Consider the following 17,275-nt stretch of genomic DNA (forward strand, 5'->3'; position numbering starts at 1 on the left):
GTATGCGAAGGCGTTCGCCCTCAACTCTGCCAGCGAAATCCTGCACTTAACTAGAATCCCGGGAATCGGAAATCGCGACTCGCGGTGGGGCTGACCGAGTGGTGCGTTGACGCGCGACTCGGAAATGGTATTGGGGTGGGATGACTCGTTCACCCGAGCGCGAGGCCCCCCGGCCGTGACAACATCCTGTCTCCCCGCCTCCGACCGTCACGTCGATCTGTCCGGCGCCAGGCGCGTCTGGGCGGTCGGCGCGATCTTCGGGGAATCCGCACTTCTCTGCGACCTGCACGACCGGATCGCCGCCCGCTTCGAGCCCGGCGACCGGATCGTCTATCTCGGCAATATCCTGGGCGGCGGCGACGTCCGGGAGACCCTGAGCGAGCTGATGCGGTTCCGGGCCCTGGTGATGGCGCAACCGCCCCTCTACCTGCCGGACGACATCGTCTGCCTGCGCGGCGCCCAGGAGGAGATGTGGCACAAGCTGCTGCAGATCCACTTTGCGCCGAAGCCGGCGGACCTGCTGCGCTGGATGCTGGACCGCGGTCTCGGCGCGACCCTCGCGGCCTATGGCGGCGAGGCCAGCCAGGGCTTCGCGGCCGCCGAGGAGGGCATGGTCGCCCTGACGCGCTGGACCAGCCGCCTGAAGGCCGGCGTGCACGCCTCGCCGGGGCACCAGACGTGGTTCGGACAGATCCGCCGCTTCGCCTGTACCGGCCCGGACGGGGTGCTGTTCGTCAACACCGGCATCGACCCGTCTCGGCCGCTGCTCGATCAGCGCGACGCGTTCTGGTGGGGCAGCAAGGGTTTCGAGCAGGCCGAGACGGCCGGATACGAGTCCTTCGCCAAGCTGGTCCGGGGCTACGATCCCCAGGGCGGCGGGCCGAAGGAAACCGACCGCACGCTGTGCATCGACAGCGGATGCGGCCGGGGCGGGGCGCTGAGCGCGGCGTGCCTGTCGACGGACGGACGCCTCCTCGACTGGGTCGAGGCGGTGCCCAGCGAGACCGTGGTCCCCCTGCGCGCGGCCCGCTGACGCGCAGAGCGCATCAATTCCGTCCCACGGATTTTCCACTCCGATCACGTTTGCTTGAGCGGCGCAGAACCTTGTGCAGCGCAGCAATTTTTTCATGTCAATCGGGTCCCGGATATGATCCGATTTCCGCTGAAGTGCGTATGTAAGGCTAAAAAGAACCGCAGTACGGGTGTCAGACACCAGCGGGTGCCAAACACACAGGGGGCGGCAATGGCCTATATCGACGACCCGGAGACCCAGCGCGCCAACATCGCCTTCATCAAGGCCTCGATGAAGGAACCGCTGCTGGAACGTGACCACGAGTTCGATCTGGCCCGCCGCTGGCGCGAGGAGGGCGACGAGCGGGCGCTGCACGAGCTGGTGCGCTCCTACACCCGGCTGGTGGTGTCCACCGCCAGCAAGTTCCGCAACTACGGCCTGCCCATAGGCGATCTCGTCCAGGAGGGCAATGTCGGCCTGATGCAGGCGGCCGCCCGGTTCGAGCCGGAGCGCGAGGTGCGGTTCTCGACCTATGCCGGATGGTGGATCCGGTCGGCCATCCAGGACTACATCCTACGCAACTGGTCGATCGTGCGCACCGGGACGACGGCGGCCCAGAAATCGCTGTTCTTCAACCTCCGGCGCCTGCGGGCCAAGATCAGCAGCTCCGCCAACGGCGGCATGACCGACGAGGGCCGCATGTACGTGGCGACCCAGCTGAAGGTCGACCGGCGCGAGGTCGAGGCGATGGAGATGCGCCTGTCGGGCCACGACCAATCCCTCAACGCCCCGATCTCCGAGACCGGCGAGGACGACTGGCAGGATTTCCTGGCGGACGAGCGGCCGAGCCCCGAGGCGGTGGTCACCGGCATGCGCGACGCCTCCACCCGCTCCAAGTGGCTGGCGGAGGCGCTGGCGGAACTGTCGCCGCGCGAGCGCACGATCATCGACCAGCGCCGTCTGAGCGAGGAGGGAGCGACCTTGGAAGAACTGGGCCGGGAGCTCGGCGTGTCCAAGGAGCGCGTGCGTCAGCTCGAGCACCGGGCGCTGATGAAGCTGCGCGACCGTCTGTCCCATCGCGTCGAGCGGACCGGCGACCTGCTGCTGGAGGCCTGATCCCGCCGCCACGAAAGCGGCCGAAGTCAGGCCAGATTGCCTCTCACGCCGAACGACGAGAGGAGGTGGGCATGACGCATCGCGCTACACGCGGCTCACCGCCGAACTGACCGCGTTCTGTATGGCATCGGCTGCGCGGTAGAGAGCGTCGTCGGCGGTGATGCCTACGTGATCGCCTGCCACCATCGGCGCGCCACCAGGATCGCCAGCAGGCCTTGCGCTGCGAGCGCCACGGTCGCCGTCTGCGCGCCAACGACCTCGGCGAGGAAACCGAGATAGAAGAAGCCGACCGGCCCGACACCGATGCACACCGACAGCAGGCCGAGCAGGCGGGCACGCATCTCGACCGGGGCATGAAGGTAGACGAGGGTGGCCTGCATGACGCTGAACCCGGCGCCGCCGATGCCAACCAGCAGCAGGGCGCCGCCGGCCAGTGCCACCAAGGGCACCGTCGCGAACGCGATCAAGCCGGCCATGAAGAGGGTGACGCCGCCGACATAGACCCGTGTGTACCAGTGGGTGCGGGAAAACGCGGCGATCGTCAGGGCTCCGAGGAAGGCACCGACACCGTCGATCCCGGCCAACAACCCGACGCCCTCCGGCCCGAGATTCAGATGGTCCTTACCGAGCACCGGGATCATGCTGAGGCACGGCCAGCCGAAAATATTGAAGATCACGGTCACCATCAGCACGCCGGTCATCCGACGGTCGCCGCGCACCCACGCCAAGCCCTCCCGGACCCGCTGCAGCACCGGTGCGGTATCCGTGACGCCGGTCCGGCTGCGGATCCGGATGCGCAGCGCCGCCACCAGCGCGATCGCGTATAGCGCTGCCCCCAGCCAGAATACCCCGGCGATCCCGGCCGTCGCCAGGATCAGCCCACCCACCGTCGGCCCCAGCATGCGGCTGGCATTGTTGGTGCCGACGTCGAGCGACATCGCCGGGCCCATCCGCTCGGGGCCGACCGTGTCGCCGATCATCATCCGCCGCACCGGGTTATCCGTCGCCCAGCCCAGCCCGTTCACGAAACTGGCGACGGCCAGGTGCCAGACCTCCAGCAGGCCCAGGGAGCCGAGGATCGCGATGGCGAGCGAACTCGCCATCATCGCCAGCACCACGAGGATCAGTGCGCTGCGCCGCTCGAGCCGCTCGGCGACGGCGCCGAGGACGGCGCCGAACAGCCCCATCGGCAGCAGCCGCAGCATGGTCAGCATGACGACCAGGAATGCCGATTCCGTCGCCTGATAGGCGAATACCCCGACGGCCAGCATCTCAAGCCAGCGGACCACGAACACCACCAGCCCGACCAGCCACAGGCGCCGATAGTCCGGCTCTGCCAGCAGCCAGCCACGCCGGCTTCCCGCGGGTTGCCCCAAACCGCTTTCCTCCACCGCGTTTCTTATCGTTGGTCCAGGCGCACGCCGGGCGGTGTCACGGCGGGTCGCGTCGGCTCGAAGTAGATGCTCTGGCGGCGTTCAGGCCAAGACCTGAATCGCTGCGTCAACGTCGATGCTGGCAACGCTCGGCACGGCTGCGTTGCTGACGCTCTCGGTCGACGTTGCCCGATCCGACGAAGACGCTCGGGCCACCGACGCCAAACCTCTTCCCGTGGCGGCGGACAAGATTTCGGCCGATGGCGGATCAATTGGGCGGTCCGAATTTCTCGTCGCGCGCTTATCGTGAACGATCAATTCGGGCTGCAAGGAGCAATGCTGCGCGTGGCCGCTATGGGTCGCAAATGTCATGGCAGGGTCCGCGCATAGTATGTGGCTGATTGCCTTTGTTGCTGCGTAAGAGCTCAATACCGGCTCTGCAGAGACCGATGCTGTTGGAGGGGACGACGCTGATAGGCGATAACTTTTCTTCAGACGCTGTGGCCTTTATCGACCGGCGTTTTGGTCTCGCCGCGACAATCGAGCCGACAGGGGCCGGATAGAGTGCCAACCGAAGCCATCTCTAAGCATCGGACGAAGCAGAGACCAACGGGCCGACGCGGTGTTGTCGCCGTTCGTGCTTTCATCCACGGTTCCGTCGCGGCAGGGGACGTTGCGCTGCGATGACATCGATCCTCATCGTGACCGATGCCTGGACACCGCAGGTGAACGGCGTTGTCAGGTCGCTGGAAAGCGTCATCGGCGAGTTGACGGCGATGGGCGTGCGCGTCGAGATCCTCTCGCCGAGTGAGTTCCCGACGATCCCGTGTCCGAGCTACCCGGAAATCCGGCTCTCATTGACCCATAGAGCCGCCGTGCGGAAGCGGATCCTGGAGCACGGGTGCGACCACCTGCACATCGCCACCGAGGGACCGCTGGGACTGCTGGCGGCCTCCGCCGCGCGGGGGATCGGCGTTCCGTATACGACCAGTTACCACACGCGGTTTCCCGAATACCTCGCGGCGCGCTGGCCGCTGCCGCTCCGATGGTCCTATGCGTGGCTGCGCCGTTTCCACAACTTCGGATCCGGGTGCATGGTGGCCACCGAGACACTCATGGAAGACCTGGAAGGACGCGGCTTTCGGAACCTGATGCGCTGGTCGCGGGGGGTGGATTCCGACCTGTTCCGCCCGATCGGCCAGTCGGTCCTGCCGGATCACCTGCCGCGCCCCATCTTCCTCACCATCGCTCGGGTCGCGATCGAGAAGAACATTGAGGCGTTTCTGGATCTGGCGCTTCCCGGCACCAAGGTCGTGATCGGGGACGGCCCCCGCCTGGCGCGCCTGCGACGGACATATCCGGACGTCGTTTTCACAGGTCAGAAGCAGGGAGCGGAACTTGCCGGGCTATGCGCCAGCGCCGATGTGTTCGTCTTCCCGTCCCGCACGGACACCTTCGGTCTGGTCCTTCTGGAAGCCCTGTCCTGCGGCGTGCCGGTGGCCGCCTATCCTGTCACCGGGCCGCGCGACATCGTCGGGGACAGCGGCGTCGGCGTTCTGAGCGAGGATCTTCGCCAGGCGGCCTTGAGTGCGCTGCGCATTCCAAGGGACCGCTGCCGCGAACACGCGCTTCGGTTCAGCTGGAGGCTGAGCGCGCGGGAGTTCCTGCAGAACGCGCTGGTCGCCGAGGCGGCGCACAGGACGGTTCCCGCTACGGTCTGACGAAGGAGATCTGGCGGACATCGATAAAGCCGCCTCGGAAGCCGCCCTCGCAATAGGCAAGGTAACAGTCCCACATGCGCCGGAAGCGGGCGTCGAAACCCTGGCGTTCGATGGCCGGCCAGTGGGCGTGGAACCGGCTGCGCCAGCAGGCGAGCGTCCGGGCGTAGTCCAGGCCGAAGGCTTCCTCGGACTCGATGTCCAATCCGTGCGCCCGGGCCAGGTCGACGAGGTGCCGCCGGGTCGGCAGCATGCCGCCGGGAAAGATATAGCGCTGGATGAAGTCCGGGTTCGCCCGATAGTCTGCGAACCCCTCTTCGGCAATGGTGATGACCTGCAGCGCGGCGCGGCCGCCGGGCTTGAGCCGATCGTGGAGCTGCCGGAAGAAGTCGGGCCAGTAGGCCTCTCCCACCGCCTCGAACATCTCGATCGAGGCGATCGCGTCGAATTGGCCGACGGCGTCGCGGAAATCCCGGACCTCGACCCTGACCCGGTCCGACAGACCGGCCCGCTCGGCCCAGCCGGCAGCATAGGCATGCTGCTCGCGCGACAGGGTGATCCCGAGCACCTGCACGCCATGCTCCTGCGCGGCATGGATCGCGAAGGAGCCCCAGCCGCAGCCTATGTCCAGAATCCGCTGGCCGGGCCGCAACCCGAGCTTGGCGGCGAGGCGGCGGTTTTTGGCCGTCTGCGCCGCCTCGAGGTCCGCCACGCCCTCCGCGAAGACGGCGCTCGAATAGGTCATGGAGGGGTCGAGCCACAGGGCGTAGAAGGCATTGCCCAGATCGTAGTGAAACGCGATGTTTCGGCTACTCCCCCGTCGGCTGTTGCGGTTCAGCCAGTGCAGCAGGCGGCGGGTCAGAATGCGCAGCAGCCCGTCCGGGTTTCCCTGGTTGAAGATATATTTGTTCCGCTCGAACAGTTCGATCACGGCGACGATGTCGGGACTTTCCACCGCCCCGTCCATATAGGCCTCGGCGAAGGCCAGGTGGCCGCCGACGAGGAACCGCTTCACGACGGTGCGGTCCCGCAGGTGAAGCACGGCGTCCGGGCCGGGGACGCCGCTGTCGAAGTCAACCCGCCGGCCGTCCGCCAGGGTCACGGACAACCGGCCGACGCCGAGGCGCTGCAACAGGCCGAACGCAGTGCGGGTCCAGGGGTCGAGCCCGGTAAGGCCGACCGAATGCGATCCTGCGGCGCTCGGCGTTGGGCCGCCTGTCGGTTGGTGCCGGTTCATGCCGTCAGCCTCCCGGCCGGCCCTGCGCGGCACGGACCGCCTGGGTGACGCGGCCCTCCCCATCGGTGACATGGAGAGGCTCGAAGTCGCGGGCGAATTTTGCGGCGAGGCGGTGGGTCGGACGATAGCTGACGCTCAACGGGTCGGTCATCGCGCAGTAGGTCCGCGGCGCTTCCCGCCATGTCTGGCGCATCTGCGACAGCGAGCCGACCCTCGGGATGCCGCCGAACCTGGTCAGCGGACCCAGCAGGCTCATCAGCGACTGTGCGGTGTCGAAGGAGGCCCGGCGCGACCATGCATGGCGCACGGCATGCCGGATGAGCGCCCGTTTCCGGCCGCGAAACCGCAGCAGATCGGCGAGATAGGGAACGACGTGCTCGAGCGGCTCCTTCGGCCATTCGACGAGCTTCTGTCCGTCGAGATCGCAGAGCCGAAGGTTCGGCATCAGGCGACCCGCGCACGCGGCTTCGTCGAAATAGGGCGTACCCAGGATCGGAATGGTGAGCGACAGCAGTCCGGGCAGCGGCGTGTCGGTATGGCCCAGCAGCGCGTCGATCTGCCCGTCCACCTCGGCAATCGTCTGCTGGGTGAAATCGAGCATCATTCCGTATTCGAAGTGTATCCCGTGCTCGGCGCAGACCCGCGAGACGGTATAGGGGTCGGACGACAGGCTCTGGCGCTTGTTATAGCTCTTCAGCACCGCCGGATCGAAGGACTCCACGCCGGAGAACAAAGCCTTGCAGCCGTTGGCTGCCACCAGGGCGAGGTTCTCCGGTCGTTTGAAGAAATCGCCGGTGACCAGCGCGCCCCAACCCCGGAACGCACCGCGCCGCCACCGGGTGCCGAGCAGGTCGACCCGCCGCTCGAAATCCTGGCGGTTGTTGCCGTAGAAATTGTTGTCCAGGACGGCCAGAAACAGGCGCCGCCCTCCCGCGTTCAACTGCCGGTCTATATCGTCGGATGAATAGGGTTCGTAGGGCCGGTTCTCGCCGGTCAGCGAACAGAAGGCGCAGTTGAAGTTGCAGTTCTTGGTGGTTTCGACATAGCCGAGACCGGAGAGGCCTGCCGCCATGTCGAAGCGGGGGGCGGGCGCCTCGGCGCGAAAGCCCGGCCCGAGCAGGTCGTCGATCAGGGTGTCGATGGACTCCACGTTGCCCTGGCAGACATGGTCGAAGACCTCCTCGCACAGAGCCGGCAGGGCACGGGCGATCGGGCCGCCGATGGCGACGGCCACATCGGGTCGCGCGTCGCGGAAATAGGCCGAGAGCTGTCGGGCGCGATCGAAGGCGACGGTGAGGCCGGTAAGAATGACCAGATCCGGCCAGCCATGGACCTTCCGGTTGAGCAGGGCGCCGTGATGGACCTCGTCGTAGACCCGCACATCCGTCCGGTCGCGGCAGAACCTGCCAGCCAGATAATAGGGAGCCATGGCGCGGGGAACGAACCCGCGGGTGGGAGCCGCCGACCGCCACGGGTCGACATAGGCATTGACGATCAGAATTCTCGGACGCCTGCTCGGTGTCATATCGCTGCCCTGTCCCCGCGCGGCGTCCCGACGCTCAGACCTGATCCAACCCAGCGAAGATGCCGAGAACGAAGATAGCGTAAACGCCTATGATCGTGTGGGAAATGATCGGCGGCACGATGCTGCCGGAGCGCATGAACAGCCAGCCCCACAGAAGCGACGGCAGAATCACGGCCAGGGAGACGAGGGGATTGAGATGGGCGTGCAGCACGGCGAACAGGAGCGTGGCGATGCCGTTCGCTATCCAGCCGGCATAGCCGACAACCCCGGTCAGGAAGCTCTGCAGCGGCGCCTGAATGGCGCATCGGACGGCGAACTGCTGGAACAGGACGGACAGCAGATAGATCCCCAGGCCGAGCGCGTAGAGCTCGACACTGTCCACCTTGGTGCCGTCGTCCAGCACGAAGAAGCTGAACAGGGGCCGCTGCGCCCCGTCGGATGTGGCGGCGAGGGAGAGCAGCACGTATTTGAAGACGGTCATCGCCACGCAGAATCCGACCGACCAGACGACGGCTTCGACGACATCCCGACGCTTGGGGCGGATCAGGCCGACCGTCTGCGACGACGGCGTGATCCAGCGGTTGATCAGGAAGGCGATCACCACGAGCGTCAGAAGCGCGATCACCGGACCGAGATCGAAAAACCGCTCCCGCGCCAGTCTCTGCATCGGCTCCAGCATCAGGGTGAACACGCTGAAGATCGTCAGGATGGCAACGATGAACCGACCGGTCGCCGCACGTTCCACCTCCCGCCTGGCGGTCCTCTCCAGGAGCTCCACGCGCTCGCTTTCGTCGGAAATCGTCACCAGGACGCCGATCCGGTCGCCGGATCCCTTCCGGCGCAGCAGGACTGCGCGGACACTCAGGTGAAGCACGCCGTCCGGGCCGTCGAGGCTGATATTGGCGACATGGGGTCGTTCGGGTTGCCGGATCGCCTCGAGCACGCAATCGGTGAAGTCGTCCAGCCCCTCGATGGGCAGAAAGACCTCGGCCACCGTCCGCCCGACCACGTCGGTGGCTTGTAAACCGAAGATGGCCTCCGCGCCCGCGTTGAAGGTCGTTACCCGTCCTTTCGGGTCGATGGTGACGATGCCGTCCCGGGACGAGGCGACGATATCCTCGGTCATGGCTGTCGGCAGGACCTGGAGAGGGCTCGACCCGTTCATGCGATTGTCTCTTTCGCGCTGGTGCCCACCGAGGGTAGCGCCGTCCCACGCCGAGATCGACGGCTCCGTGCCAGCCGCGCATCCGGCGAAAGAGCAGGCCGGGTTTAGGTCCAACGAGAATGCAACGGGCTTTAACGGCGGTTGCCGACTATTCGACCACCAGCTTGACCAGCATGCCCGGCTGAAGCTGGGCGTTGCTGTCGATACCGTTCAGCACCTGGAAGCGGGCGCGCTGCTCGGGTCCCTGCGGCATGCGGGCGGCAAGGCTGTCGATCGTGTCGCCCGGCTGAACCTGGACCACCTGCAGGCGCAGGGGCCGGTAGGACGAGGCTTCCGACTCGCTCAGGCGCTCGAAGCTGTACGTGGTGCGACGCAGCTCTTCGTCGTTGGCGGCCAGCGTGCCGGCGCTGCCCAGGAAGACGAAGCGATACACATGGCTGCTGTCGGCGCGGATCGCGATCAGCCGGTAGTTCGCAACGCCCTGCTGGGTCTGGACCGCAGCCGCCGCGGTCGCCGCGTTCATGCCGTTGACGGTGATGTCCTGCAGGCCGGATAGCCGGGCATTCTGCGCCCAGCGCTGCAGGTACTGGGACATCGGCATGCCCGAGGTCTCGCGCACCCCGTCGAAGACCATGGCCATCTCGTCGCCGCGGCGGCCTTCGACCCGGTCGGAGGAATTGATCAGGGTGAAGCCCGGCGGGGCGACGAAGCGGAAGCGCAGGGTCGGATGGATGAAGGTCCGGTCGCGGATGAACCCTTCCTCCGGATCGTCGCCGTACAGCATCCCGTCGATCTGACGCAGATAGGGCTCGCGCTCCACCCGTCCCGGGGCCAGGGAGCCGGTCGCCTGCTGTGCCTCCCGGACCCGGTCAAGGGTGCGCGGGTGGGTGGCCAGCAGGTTGAAATCATTGGAACTGCTTTCCGCCCCCCTCAGCCGTGCCTGGAGGTCTGTCTGGGCGCCGAGACTGGCGAGGAACTGCGCCACGGCACTCGGCTCGTAACCGGCCGCCGTCATGTAGCGCAGGCCCAGGGAATCCGCTTCGAACTCGTTCTCCCGGCTGTAGCTCTTCAGATAAAGGCCGCCGCCGAGATTGGCGAGATCCGACAGGGCCCGCTGGCCGGTGACCGCGCCGAGCAGGCCGGCGCCCAGGCTGACCGCGACCGAACGGCTGTAGCGCTCGGCGCTGTGGCGGGCGGTGACGTGGCCGATCTCGTGGCCGAGAACGCCCGCCAGCTCCGCCTCGTTGTCGGCGAGGGCGAGCAGACCGCGGCTGACATAGACATAACCGCCGGGCAGCGCGAAGGCGTTGACCACGGGGCTGTCGAGGATGGTGAAGGTGAAGTTCAGGTCCGGCCGCTCGGAAACCGACGCCATCCGCGCGCCGATGCTGTTCACATAGGCGTTGAGCTGCGGGTCCTGATAGGCCCCGCCGAACTCCTCCAGGATCTGCGGGTGCTGTTCCGCGCCGATCCGCTTCTCGTCCTCCGGCGACATGAACGCCGTGAAACTCTGATCGCCCGTCGCCGGGTTGGTGGAACAGGCGCCGACCGAGACGGCGGCCAGGACGGCGAGAACGGGGAGCGTGCGTTTGAACAGCGAAGCCATCATGCGAGTGTACCCTACATCTGGTCGTGGCAACGATATGGCAGGCCGAAACCTTGCCCAAGATCCGCTTGCCGGCAATGCAATGGGCAACGATTCAATCCACGCGACGGTTCCAGCATCGATATAGGGAGTGGGCTCAGTCCTCCAGGACTTCAAGCTGCGCGGGGTGGGTGAGGTCGATCATCGGTCCGTTCGTCGGATAGACCCAGCCCCGCCCCCGCACCCGCCGGCCGGTCAGGTCCGGCAGCTCGATACCGGCCTTCCGGAACGCCCGGCGCGCGTCGCTCTCGGCCCGAAAGGTGAAGTCGTTGCGCCAGTCCAAACCGAAGTTCAGGTAGGCGGTACCGCGGACCAGGGCGGCGTCGACCACGCGGCCTTCGACGATCTGCCAGCTGTCCAGATCGCCCCAGGTCTCAGAGGGGTTGCGGATGCGGTAGAACCGGTCGGCCCAGATCCCGCGCCGGTTAGCCCGGGCGGTACGCTCCAGGTCGAGCATGCTTCGGGCGCCGGTCGCGGTGCGGGGCCATGTGTAGACGCGGGCGAGGCCGCGCTGCAGCAGATGCCCCTGCAGCCAGGTGCCGTCGTCGACCACCAGATGGGCCAACGCCCGCTGCCAGCGGTCGCGCCGGTCGTCGGCGTAATGGAGGGTGACCGTCCGGCCCAGGCAGGCGGCGCTGGTTTCGACCGTCGCCTCGACGGCGTGCGGCCAGGCCGGAGAACCGTCGCGCGTCGGGGCCGGACCCTGGACGCCCGCCAGACGCACCCGCAGACCGTCTTCAAGGTCGATCGTATCGGCGGACAGAACGGCGGCGACCCGGCCGGTCTCCCCCGGCGTCAGGCCGGGGGGAAGAGGGGGACCGGGTCTGGCCGGCTTGGCCCCCGACAGCAACACCGCCCCGCCCGCGACCAGGGCGGTGCGGAGCAGCGATCGTCGGGTCGGCCGGGTGGTCATCGGATCCCGCGTCAGGCCTTCAGGCTGCGGAGCATCCAGGCATGCTTGTCGTGGGTGGTCAGCCGCGCGGTCAGCATGTCGGCGGTCGCCGGATCACCGGCGTCCTCGGCCACGGAAATGCCGTCGCGCAGGGTGGCGCCCATGGTCTCGTGGCTGGCGGCGAGGTCGGAGACCATCGCCTTTGCATCGGCATTCTGCTTGGCGTCGGCGATCTTGGTCGCGTCCATGAAGACCTGGAAGCTGCCCGGCGCCGGCGCGCCCAGGGCGCGGATGCGCTCCGCCAACTCGTCGACCGCGCCATGGGCGTCGTTGTACTGCTCCTCGAACAGGTTATGCAGCCCGTAGAAGGTCGGGCCCTCGACGTTCCAGTGATAGTTCTGCGTCTTCAGAGCCAGCGCGTAGGTGTCGGCCAGAGCCTGTTCCAGGGCGGCAATCACAGGTTTGCTATTCGCGGACATAAAAGGTCCCTCCTTTATCTCTCGTCGGGATGAAGCATGGCAGCCCGAATTCGGGCTTGGAGTTGATATGGGAGCTCAAGAACGATCCGCTAATCAATAAATCCCACCGGTGTGATAGTTTAAAGCTATGAGTACCAACGGTCTGAGTTTGCGCGAACTCGAGTATCTGGTGGCGGTGTCCGAGCACGGGCATTTCGGCCGGGCGGCGGAAGCCTGCCATGTCAGCCAGCCGTCGCTTTCGGCCGGTGTCCGCAAGGTCGAGGAACTCCTTGGTTTCCGGGTCTTCGAGCGGACCAGCCGCACGGTCTTGCTCACCCGTCGCGGCGCCGTCGCGGTCGATCGCGCGCGGCAGACGATCGCGGCCGCCGAGCACTTCCTGTCCACCGCGCCGGCCAGCGGCAATCCCCTGTCCGGACGCTTCGTGATCGGAGCGATTGCGACAATCGGTCCCTATCTCTTCCGTCACGTGCTCGGTCCGCTGCGCCGGGAGCATCCGGATCTCGATCTGATCATCGAGGAAGGACTGACCGGCCATCTCATCGACCGGCTGCGCGAGGGGGCCCTGGACGCGGTCATCCTCTCCCCGCCCGTTGCCGATGAGGGCCTGGTGATCGAGCCCTGCTACCGCGAGCGGTTTCACCTGGCCGAGGCGGCGGGCGACCCCTTGCCCGCCGGTCCGGCGAACCTGGCCGCCCTGGATATGCAGGGCGCGGTTCTGCTGGAGGAGGGCCACTGCCTGCGGGATCAGACCCTGTCGATCTGCTCCGCCGCGGGCATCCGGCCGCGGCAGACGGCCATGAGCCTGGAGACCCTGAAGGCGATCGTCGCCGCCGGCACCGGCTTCAGCCTCATTCCGGAGACGGCGACGGACGACACGCTGGGCGGTCTCATCCGCTACCGGCCGTTCAGCGATCCCCGGATCGGGCGCACCGTGGCGCTGGCCTGGCGGCGCAGCCGGACGGAAGACGACGATGTCCGCAGCCTGCTGGCCCTGCTGCGCCGCGCGTCGCCGCCGGGTGCGATCCCGATCGAGGGCGCGCGCATCGAGGGTTTTGACAATGGCCGGGCGGAAGCGGATAACCGGGCAGTTCAGAAGGGAGGACGGCCGTGATCCGCGACGAACTGTTTCCGGAAATTGCTTCTCGGCGAAACGGCTTCCTCGAGGTCGGCGACGGCCACACGATCTACTGGGAGGAGAGCGGCGCCCGTGAGGGCATTCCCGTCGTCTTCCTGCATGGCGGGCCGGGATCCGGAACCTCGCCGACCCAGCGCCGGTTCTTCGATCCCCGGGCCTACCGCATCATCCTGTTCGACCAGCGCGGTGCCGGGCGCTCGACACCCCGCGCCGGGATCGAGGCCAACACGACGCCGCACCTGATCGCCGATATGGAGCGCCTGCGTCAGCATCTCGACATCGAGGCATGGCTGGTCTTCGGCGGGTCGTGGGGCTCCACTCTGGCGCTGGCTTATGGTCAGGCCCACCCGGATCGGTGCCTCGGGTTCGTGCTGCGCGGCGTCTTCCTCGGCCGGCGGAACGAGATCGACTGGTTCATGAACGGCATGCGCGGGTTCTTCCCCGAGGTCTGGCGGAGCTTCGCCGAGTTCATCCCCGCCGCCGAACGCGCCGACCTGCTGCGGGCCTATCACCGGCGGCTGACCGATCCCGATCCCAAGGAACACCTGCCGGCCGCCAGGCATTGGGCGCGCTACGAGAAGGCCTGCTCCTCGCTGCTCCCCGAACCCGAGCAGATCTGGTCCGCGGAGGATCCGAACCACGCGCTGAATCTGGCGCGGATCGAGGCCCACTACTTCCTCAACGACATGTTCCTGCCGGACGGCGGTCTGCTGGCCGGCGTCGAGCGGATCCGACATCTTCCCGCGACCATCGTCCAGGGACGCTACGATGTGATCTGTCCGCCGGAGAGCGCCCACGCGCTGGCCCGTGCGTGGGCGGGCGCGGAGCTGGTCTACGTGCCCGATGCCGGCCATGCGGCGATGGAGCCGGGAGTGCGCCGCGCCCTGGTCCGGGCGACCGAGCGGTTCAAGACGACCCTGCGCCAGCCGGTTCGCGTCGGTTGAGCGGAGTATCGCCGCTTGAAGCGGCGGGCAGGCTCTCTATGATGCCGATATCCAATGAATTTTTCCGCCGCGCGCGGATTTTTCGCAGCCTGGGAGACGATCGTTGCGCCAGCCTCTCGCCACTGCCCTGATCCTCGCCGTCGCCCTGTGGCTCGGGGCCGTGGGCCAAGCCCGGGCGGAGGAGCCCGACTTCCTGACCGTCGGTGCCGGCTACTACGACCTGTTCGACGATCAGGCCGCCGCCGAGGCCCGCTTCGAATACCGGTTCTCCGAGAAGAACAAGCTGCTCTGGTTCACGCCCTTCGTCGGGCTGACCGCCACCTCCGACGCGGCGACCTACGGCTATGCCGGGATCGCGCTGGACGTGTTCTTCGGCAACCGGTGGGTGGCGACGCCGACCTTCGCCGCCGGGCTGTACGGCAATGGCGACGGCAAGGATCTGGGGCACGCGATCGAGTTCCGATCGGGCCTGGAGGTCGCCTACCGGTTCGACGACTACTCCCGTGTCGGCCTGTCCTTCACCCACATCTCCAATGCCGGCATCGGCGAGCGCAATCCAGGCGTGGAATCGCTGGTGCTGTTCTATTCGGTGCCGTTCGACGCCGTCTTCGGGGAGTAGGCTGCGCCAGGCCGCATGCCGGATCCCATCCCCTTTCGACCGCGGCCCCAGGTCCCGCCCGAGCCAAAGCCCTCGCTGCCGGTCGTGACCGTTCTGCTGTGTCTGGGACTGTCGGTCGTCTATCTGTGGCAGACCGGCCTGGACGTCTATGGCGACCTGGTCCTGATCAGCGGCTACGCGCTGACGCCCGCGGATCTGTTCGGCCTGCGCCTGCGCCCGCCGGAGATCGAGGGCGTGCCGCCAATCGCAACGCTCGTGACCGCCCAGTTTCTGCATGGCGGGTGGTTACACCTGCTGGGCAATGTCGTCGCCATCCTGCTCGCGGGCATTCTGGTGGAGCGCCGCGCCGGGGGAGTGCGGACCCTGGCGGTCTTCCTGCTGTCCGGGGTCGCCGGCCTGGCGGTGGAGGCGGCCGCCGCGCCGGGGTCGACCGCGCCGATCCTGGGGGCCAGCGCCGGGGCGGCCGGGCTGATGGGCGGCGTGCTTCGACTGGATCCACGCGGCCGGATCCATATTCCCTGGCCGGGCGGCGGGCGCCCCCGCCTGCGGGCGGTGCCGGCGCTGCCGGTGATCGGTGTCTGGCTGATCGCCCAGGTCGCCGGGCTGGCCTTCGCGGCGGGCGAGCCGGTCGCCTTCCTGGCCCATGGCACAGGCTTCGTGGTCGGGGCGCTGCTGGCCGGCGGCCGGCCGGCGGCTACATGATGGTGGAGGGCGCGGAGTGTTCCAGCTTGAGCAGCTTGTCCAGGCCGGGCGCCAGGTCCGACTGAACGAACTCGGCCCGCTTGTGCGGGCTGCCGGTATGGTGCGGGAACTTGGTCTCCCAGGCGTCCAGCTTGACCGTCAGGCCGCAGAGCACGCCGCCGATGGTCTCGTGGTGGCTGATGATCAGGGCGTGCAGCTTCTGGAAGCTCTCCATGGAGATATTGTCCCAGAAGCTCTGTGAGTTGCGGTCGAAGGACTCGAACCGGCCGGTCACCGAGCCCAGCAACTCGTTGAGACCGCCACGCACGGCCTCGCATCTTTCCATCAGCTGATGGTTCTCCCGCAGCATGGTGCCGCGCATCTCGTCCATCCAGTCGGTGAGCTGGTCGAATTTCGGGACGATCTCGTCCAGGCAGCGCCGGAAATAGGAAAGCGACAGATAGATGTCGCCGTATTTCTCCAGGAAGTCGGGGATGTCGGCGACCGTGATGTTCATCATCGCGGCGATCTTCTGCATGTTCTTCAGCGCGACCTTGCGGTCGACATTGGTGAACATCTCGATGATCTGGCCGGAATTGCTGACATTGTCAGTGTTGGCGCCGAAGACGTTGACCACCAACGGGCGGGTGAACGACTTCATGTAGTCGGTGAGGCGTGCCTCCATCGTCGGCGACAGGGTCAGATCGGTGGTGTGCCGGACGTCGATCTTCAGATCGCGCAGGGAGTTGCGGAGCGAGAAGACGTCGAAACTGTTCAGTTCGGCCAACTCATAGAGCACCGCCATGTCGGCCTTGAGGTCTTCCTCGTCGGCGCCGATGAAGTCCGGCAGGGCCTTGATCTGGATGAGACCGGCCCCGGTGCTGTGGTCGTGGAACAGCTCGAGTTCGGAATTCAGCTGCGCCGATTTGATCAGCCGGGCACGCGCCAGGCCTGGCAGGCGCAGGGGCACGATGCGCAGCGGCATGATGTGCAGGGAGTCCCGGTCGAGATCTGAGAGGTCGTCTAGAATGTCTTTGCCCTAGGGTTCCGCTTCGGCGGGACAAACCATGATGCGCTACCTGCGATTGCTCAAGGTGAAAACGCACTCCGGTTTACCCAAGATAAGCCGAATTCCGTTTTACCCTGCGATTTCGCGGTCAATCCACGTGTAGGGGCGGCATATGCGCCGCGCGGCCTTCCCCTTGCGTGTTCGTGCCGGCGGTGTATGTCACTCCCTCGGCCTCGGCGGCGCGGGCGGGACATGGTGGCAGGATGGGGTTGCGGGACAGGGCCGCAGGATACGGCGGATTTCAGGCCCGCCCTTGCTCTCGGGCCGCCATTGGCCAAATATATTAGTATGGAAATCAACCTCTTCAGAATCGGGCAGGACTATGAAAATCGTTGAGCCCAAATTTCCGATCGGCGCCGTGGTCAAGCACCGGCATTTCGATTTTCGCGGCGTCGTGTTCGATATCGACCCGGAGTTTTCGAATACCGAGGAATGGTACAACTCCATCCCGGAAGACCGCCGGCCGAAGCGCGATCAGCCATTTTATCATCTGTTCGCGGAGAATCCGCAGAGCTACTACATCGCCTATGTCTCCGAGCAGAATCTGATCGACGACGCGTCCAACGGGCCGGTCGATCATCCGCAGATCGGCGAGATGTTCAGCACCAGTGGCGACGGGCGCTACGTGATGCGCCAGATCAACGCCTGAGGCGCCCGGAGGCTTG

16 protein-coding genes are annotated in these 17,275 nt (G+C 66.8%); 8 read left to right on the forward strand and 8 right to left on the reverse strand.

Translation table 11 applies throughout. From position 1 onward, the window contains the following. Positions 1-175: 175 nt before the first annotated feature. The gene (locus BLS34_RS22895) at positions 176-1,033 is read left to right on the forward strand and encodes a hypothetical protein (RefSeq protein ID WP_051244920.1); all 858 of its coding nucleotides are present in this window, start codon (positions 176-178) and stop codon (positions 1,031-1,033) included. Positions 1,034-1,243: 210 nt separating this feature from the next. Continuing rightward, positions 1,244-2,128: an RNA polymerase factor sigma-32 gene (locus BLS34_RS22900; protein ID WP_028795111.1), complete on the forward strand. Its 885-nt coding sequence runs from the start codon at positions 1,244-1,246 to the stop codon at positions 2,126-2,128. A 164-nt stretch (positions 2,129-2,292) separates the two neighbouring features. Here the strand turns inward: BLS34_RS22900 and BLS34_RS22905 are convergent, their stop codons facing one another. Further along, entirely contained in the window at positions 2,293-3,504 is a 1,212-nt protein-coding gene (locus BLS34_RS22905; RefSeq protein ID WP_175474353.1) for an MFS transporter, read from the reverse strand. Between the two features lie 698 nt (positions 3,505-4,202). Here BLS34_RS22905 and BLS34_RS22910 point away from each other — a divergent pair. Beyond that, positions 4,203-5,222 (forward strand): glycosyltransferase family 4 protein, encoded by a 1,020-nt coding sequence (locus BLS34_RS22910; protein ID WP_342740554.1) that lies wholly within the window; start codon positions 4,203-4,205, stop codon positions 5,220-5,222. On the opposite strand, the gene BLS34_RS22915 is transcribed toward BLS34_RS22910, so the two are convergent. From BLS34_RS22915 to BLS34_RS22940, 6 genes are all read right to left on the reverse strand, one after another. Next, positions 5,212-6,456 (reverse strand): SAM-dependent methyltransferase, encoded by a 1,245-nt coding sequence (locus BLS34_RS22915; RefSeq protein WP_093154247.1) that lies wholly within the window; start codon positions 6,454-6,456, stop codon positions 5,212-5,214. The genes BLS34_RS22910 and BLS34_RS22915 overlap by 11 nt on opposite strands. Positions 6,457-6,460: 4 nt before the next feature. Beyond that, positions 6,461-7,981 (reverse strand): B12-binding domain-containing radical SAM protein, encoded by a 1,521-nt coding sequence (locus BLS34_RS22920; RefSeq protein ID WP_139189434.1) that lies wholly within the window; start codon positions 7,979-7,981, stop codon positions 6,461-6,463. A 34-nt stretch (positions 7,982-8,015) separates the two neighbouring features. Further along, entirely contained in the window at positions 8,016-9,146 is a 1,131-nt protein-coding gene (locus tag BLS34_RS22925) for a CPBP family intramembrane glutamic endopeptidase (protein WP_215906197.1), read from the reverse strand. Positions 9,147-9,294: 148 nt separating this feature from the next. After that, entirely contained in the window at positions 9,295-10,755 is a 1,461-nt protein-coding gene (locus tag BLS34_RS22930; protein ID WP_093154189.1) for a M48 family metalloprotease, read from the reverse strand. Positions 10,756-10,888: 133 nt separating this feature from the next. After that, positions 10,889-11,704, reverse strand: coding sequence for a thermonuclease family protein (locus BLS34_RS22935; RefSeq protein ID WP_093154191.1), 816 nt, complete (start codon positions 11,702-11,704; stop codon positions 10,889-10,891). 11 nt (positions 11,705-11,715) lie between these two features. Further along, complete coding sequence (locus tag BLS34_RS22940; protein WP_093154194.1) at positions 11,716-12,162, reverse strand: Dps family protein; 447 nt, start codon at positions 12,160-12,162, stop codon at positions 11,716-11,718. 127 nt (positions 12,163-12,289) lie between these two features. On the opposite strand from BLS34_RS22940, the gene BLS34_RS22945 reads away from it, so the two are divergent. From BLS34_RS22945 to BLS34_RS22960, 4 genes are all read left to right on the forward strand, one after another. Then, positions 12,290-13,273, forward strand: a complete 984-nt coding sequence (locus tag BLS34_RS22945) for a LysR substrate-binding domain-containing protein (protein WP_093154196.1) — start codon at positions 12,290-12,292, stop codon at positions 13,271-13,273. Beyond that, positions 13,270-14,241: a prolyl aminopeptidase gene (pip, locus tag BLS34_RS22950; RefSeq protein WP_093154199.1), complete on the forward strand. Its 972-nt coding sequence runs from the start codon at positions 13,270-13,272 to the stop codon at positions 14,239-14,241. The genes BLS34_RS22945 and pip overlap by 4 nt, the downstream gene beginning before the upstream one ends. Positions 14,242-14,344: 103 nt before the next feature. Beyond that, entirely contained in the window at positions 14,345-14,860 is a 516-nt protein-coding gene (locus BLS34_RS22955) for an acyloxyacyl hydrolase (protein ID WP_028795102.1), read from the forward strand. Between the two features lie 84 nt (positions 14,861-14,944). Then, positions 14,945-15,562, forward strand: coding sequence for a rhomboid family intramembrane serine protease (locus tag BLS34_RS22960; RefSeq protein WP_175474355.1), 618 nt, complete (start codon positions 14,945-14,947; stop codon positions 15,560-15,562). Here the strand turns inward: BLS34_RS22960 and BLS34_RS22965 are convergent. Next, positions 15,555-16,526 carry a hypothetical protein gene (locus BLS34_RS22965; protein WP_051244916.1) on the reverse strand — a complete coding sequence of 324 codons (972 nt, stop codon included), beginning with the start codon at positions 16,524-16,526 and terminating at the stop codon, positions 15,555-15,557. The genes BLS34_RS22960 and BLS34_RS22965 overlap by 8 nt on opposite strands. Before the next feature lie 196 nt (positions 16,527-16,722). Here BLS34_RS22965 and hspQ point away from each other — a divergent pair, with 196 nt between their 5' ends. Continuing rightward, the gene (hspQ, locus tag BLS34_RS26705; protein WP_281241220.1) at positions 16,723-17,259 is read left to right on the forward strand and encodes a heat shock protein HspQ; all 537 of its coding nucleotides are present in this window, start codon (positions 16,723-16,725) and stop codon (positions 17,257-17,259) included. Positions 17,260-17,275: the final 16 nt, after the last annotated feature.

Origin of the sequence: Thalassobaculum litoreum DSM 18839 (genome assembly GCF_900102465.1) — a bacterium.
Lineage (GTDB): Bacteria > Pseudomonadota > Alphaproteobacteria > Thalassobaculales > Thalassobaculaceae > Thalassobaculum > Thalassobaculum litoreum.

Excerpts from the sequence above, each read along its gene's own strand:
- BLS34_RS22930 (WP_093154189.1), bottom strand. The coding sequence starts at position 10,755 with ATGATGGCTTCGCTGTTCAAACGCACGCTCCCCGTTCTCGCCGTCCTG.
- BLS34_RS22935 (WP_093154191.1), bottom strand. The coding sequence starts at position 11,704 with ATGACCACCCGGCCGACCCGACGATCGCTGCTCCGCACCGCCCTGGTC.
- BLS34_RS22965 (WP_051244916.1), bottom strand. The coding sequence starts at position 16,526 with ATGCCGCTGCGCATCGTGCCCCTGCGCCTGCCAGGCCTGGCGCGTGCC.
- BLS34_RS22945 (WP_093154196.1), top strand. The coding sequence starts at position 12,290 with ATGAGTACCAACGGTCTGAGTTTGCGCGAACTCGAGTATCTGGTGGCG.
- BLS34_RS22940 (WP_093154194.1), bottom strand. The coding sequence starts at position 12,162 with ATGTCCGCGAATAGCAAACCTGTGATTGCCGCCCTGGAACAGGCTCTG.
- BLS34_RS22915 (WP_093154247.1), bottom strand. The coding sequence starts at position 6,456 with ATGAACCGGCACCAACCGACAGGCGGCCCAACGCCGAGCGCCGCAGGA.
- BLS34_RS22920 (WP_139189434.1), bottom strand. The coding sequence starts at position 7,981 with ATGACACCGAGCAGGCGTCCGAGAATTCTGATCGTCAATGCCTATGTC.
- BLS34_RS22900 (WP_028795111.1), top strand. The coding sequence starts at position 1,244 with ATGGCCTATATCGACGACCCGGAGACCCAGCGCGCCAACATCGCCTTC.
- BLS34_RS22925 (WP_215906197.1), bottom strand. The coding sequence starts at position 9,146 with ATGAACGGGTCGAGCCCTCTCCAGGTCCTGCCGACAGCCATGACCGAG.
- hspQ (WP_281241220.1), top strand. The coding sequence starts at position 16,723 with ATGCGCCGCGCGGCCTTCCCCTTGCGTGTTCGTGCCGGCGGTGTATGT.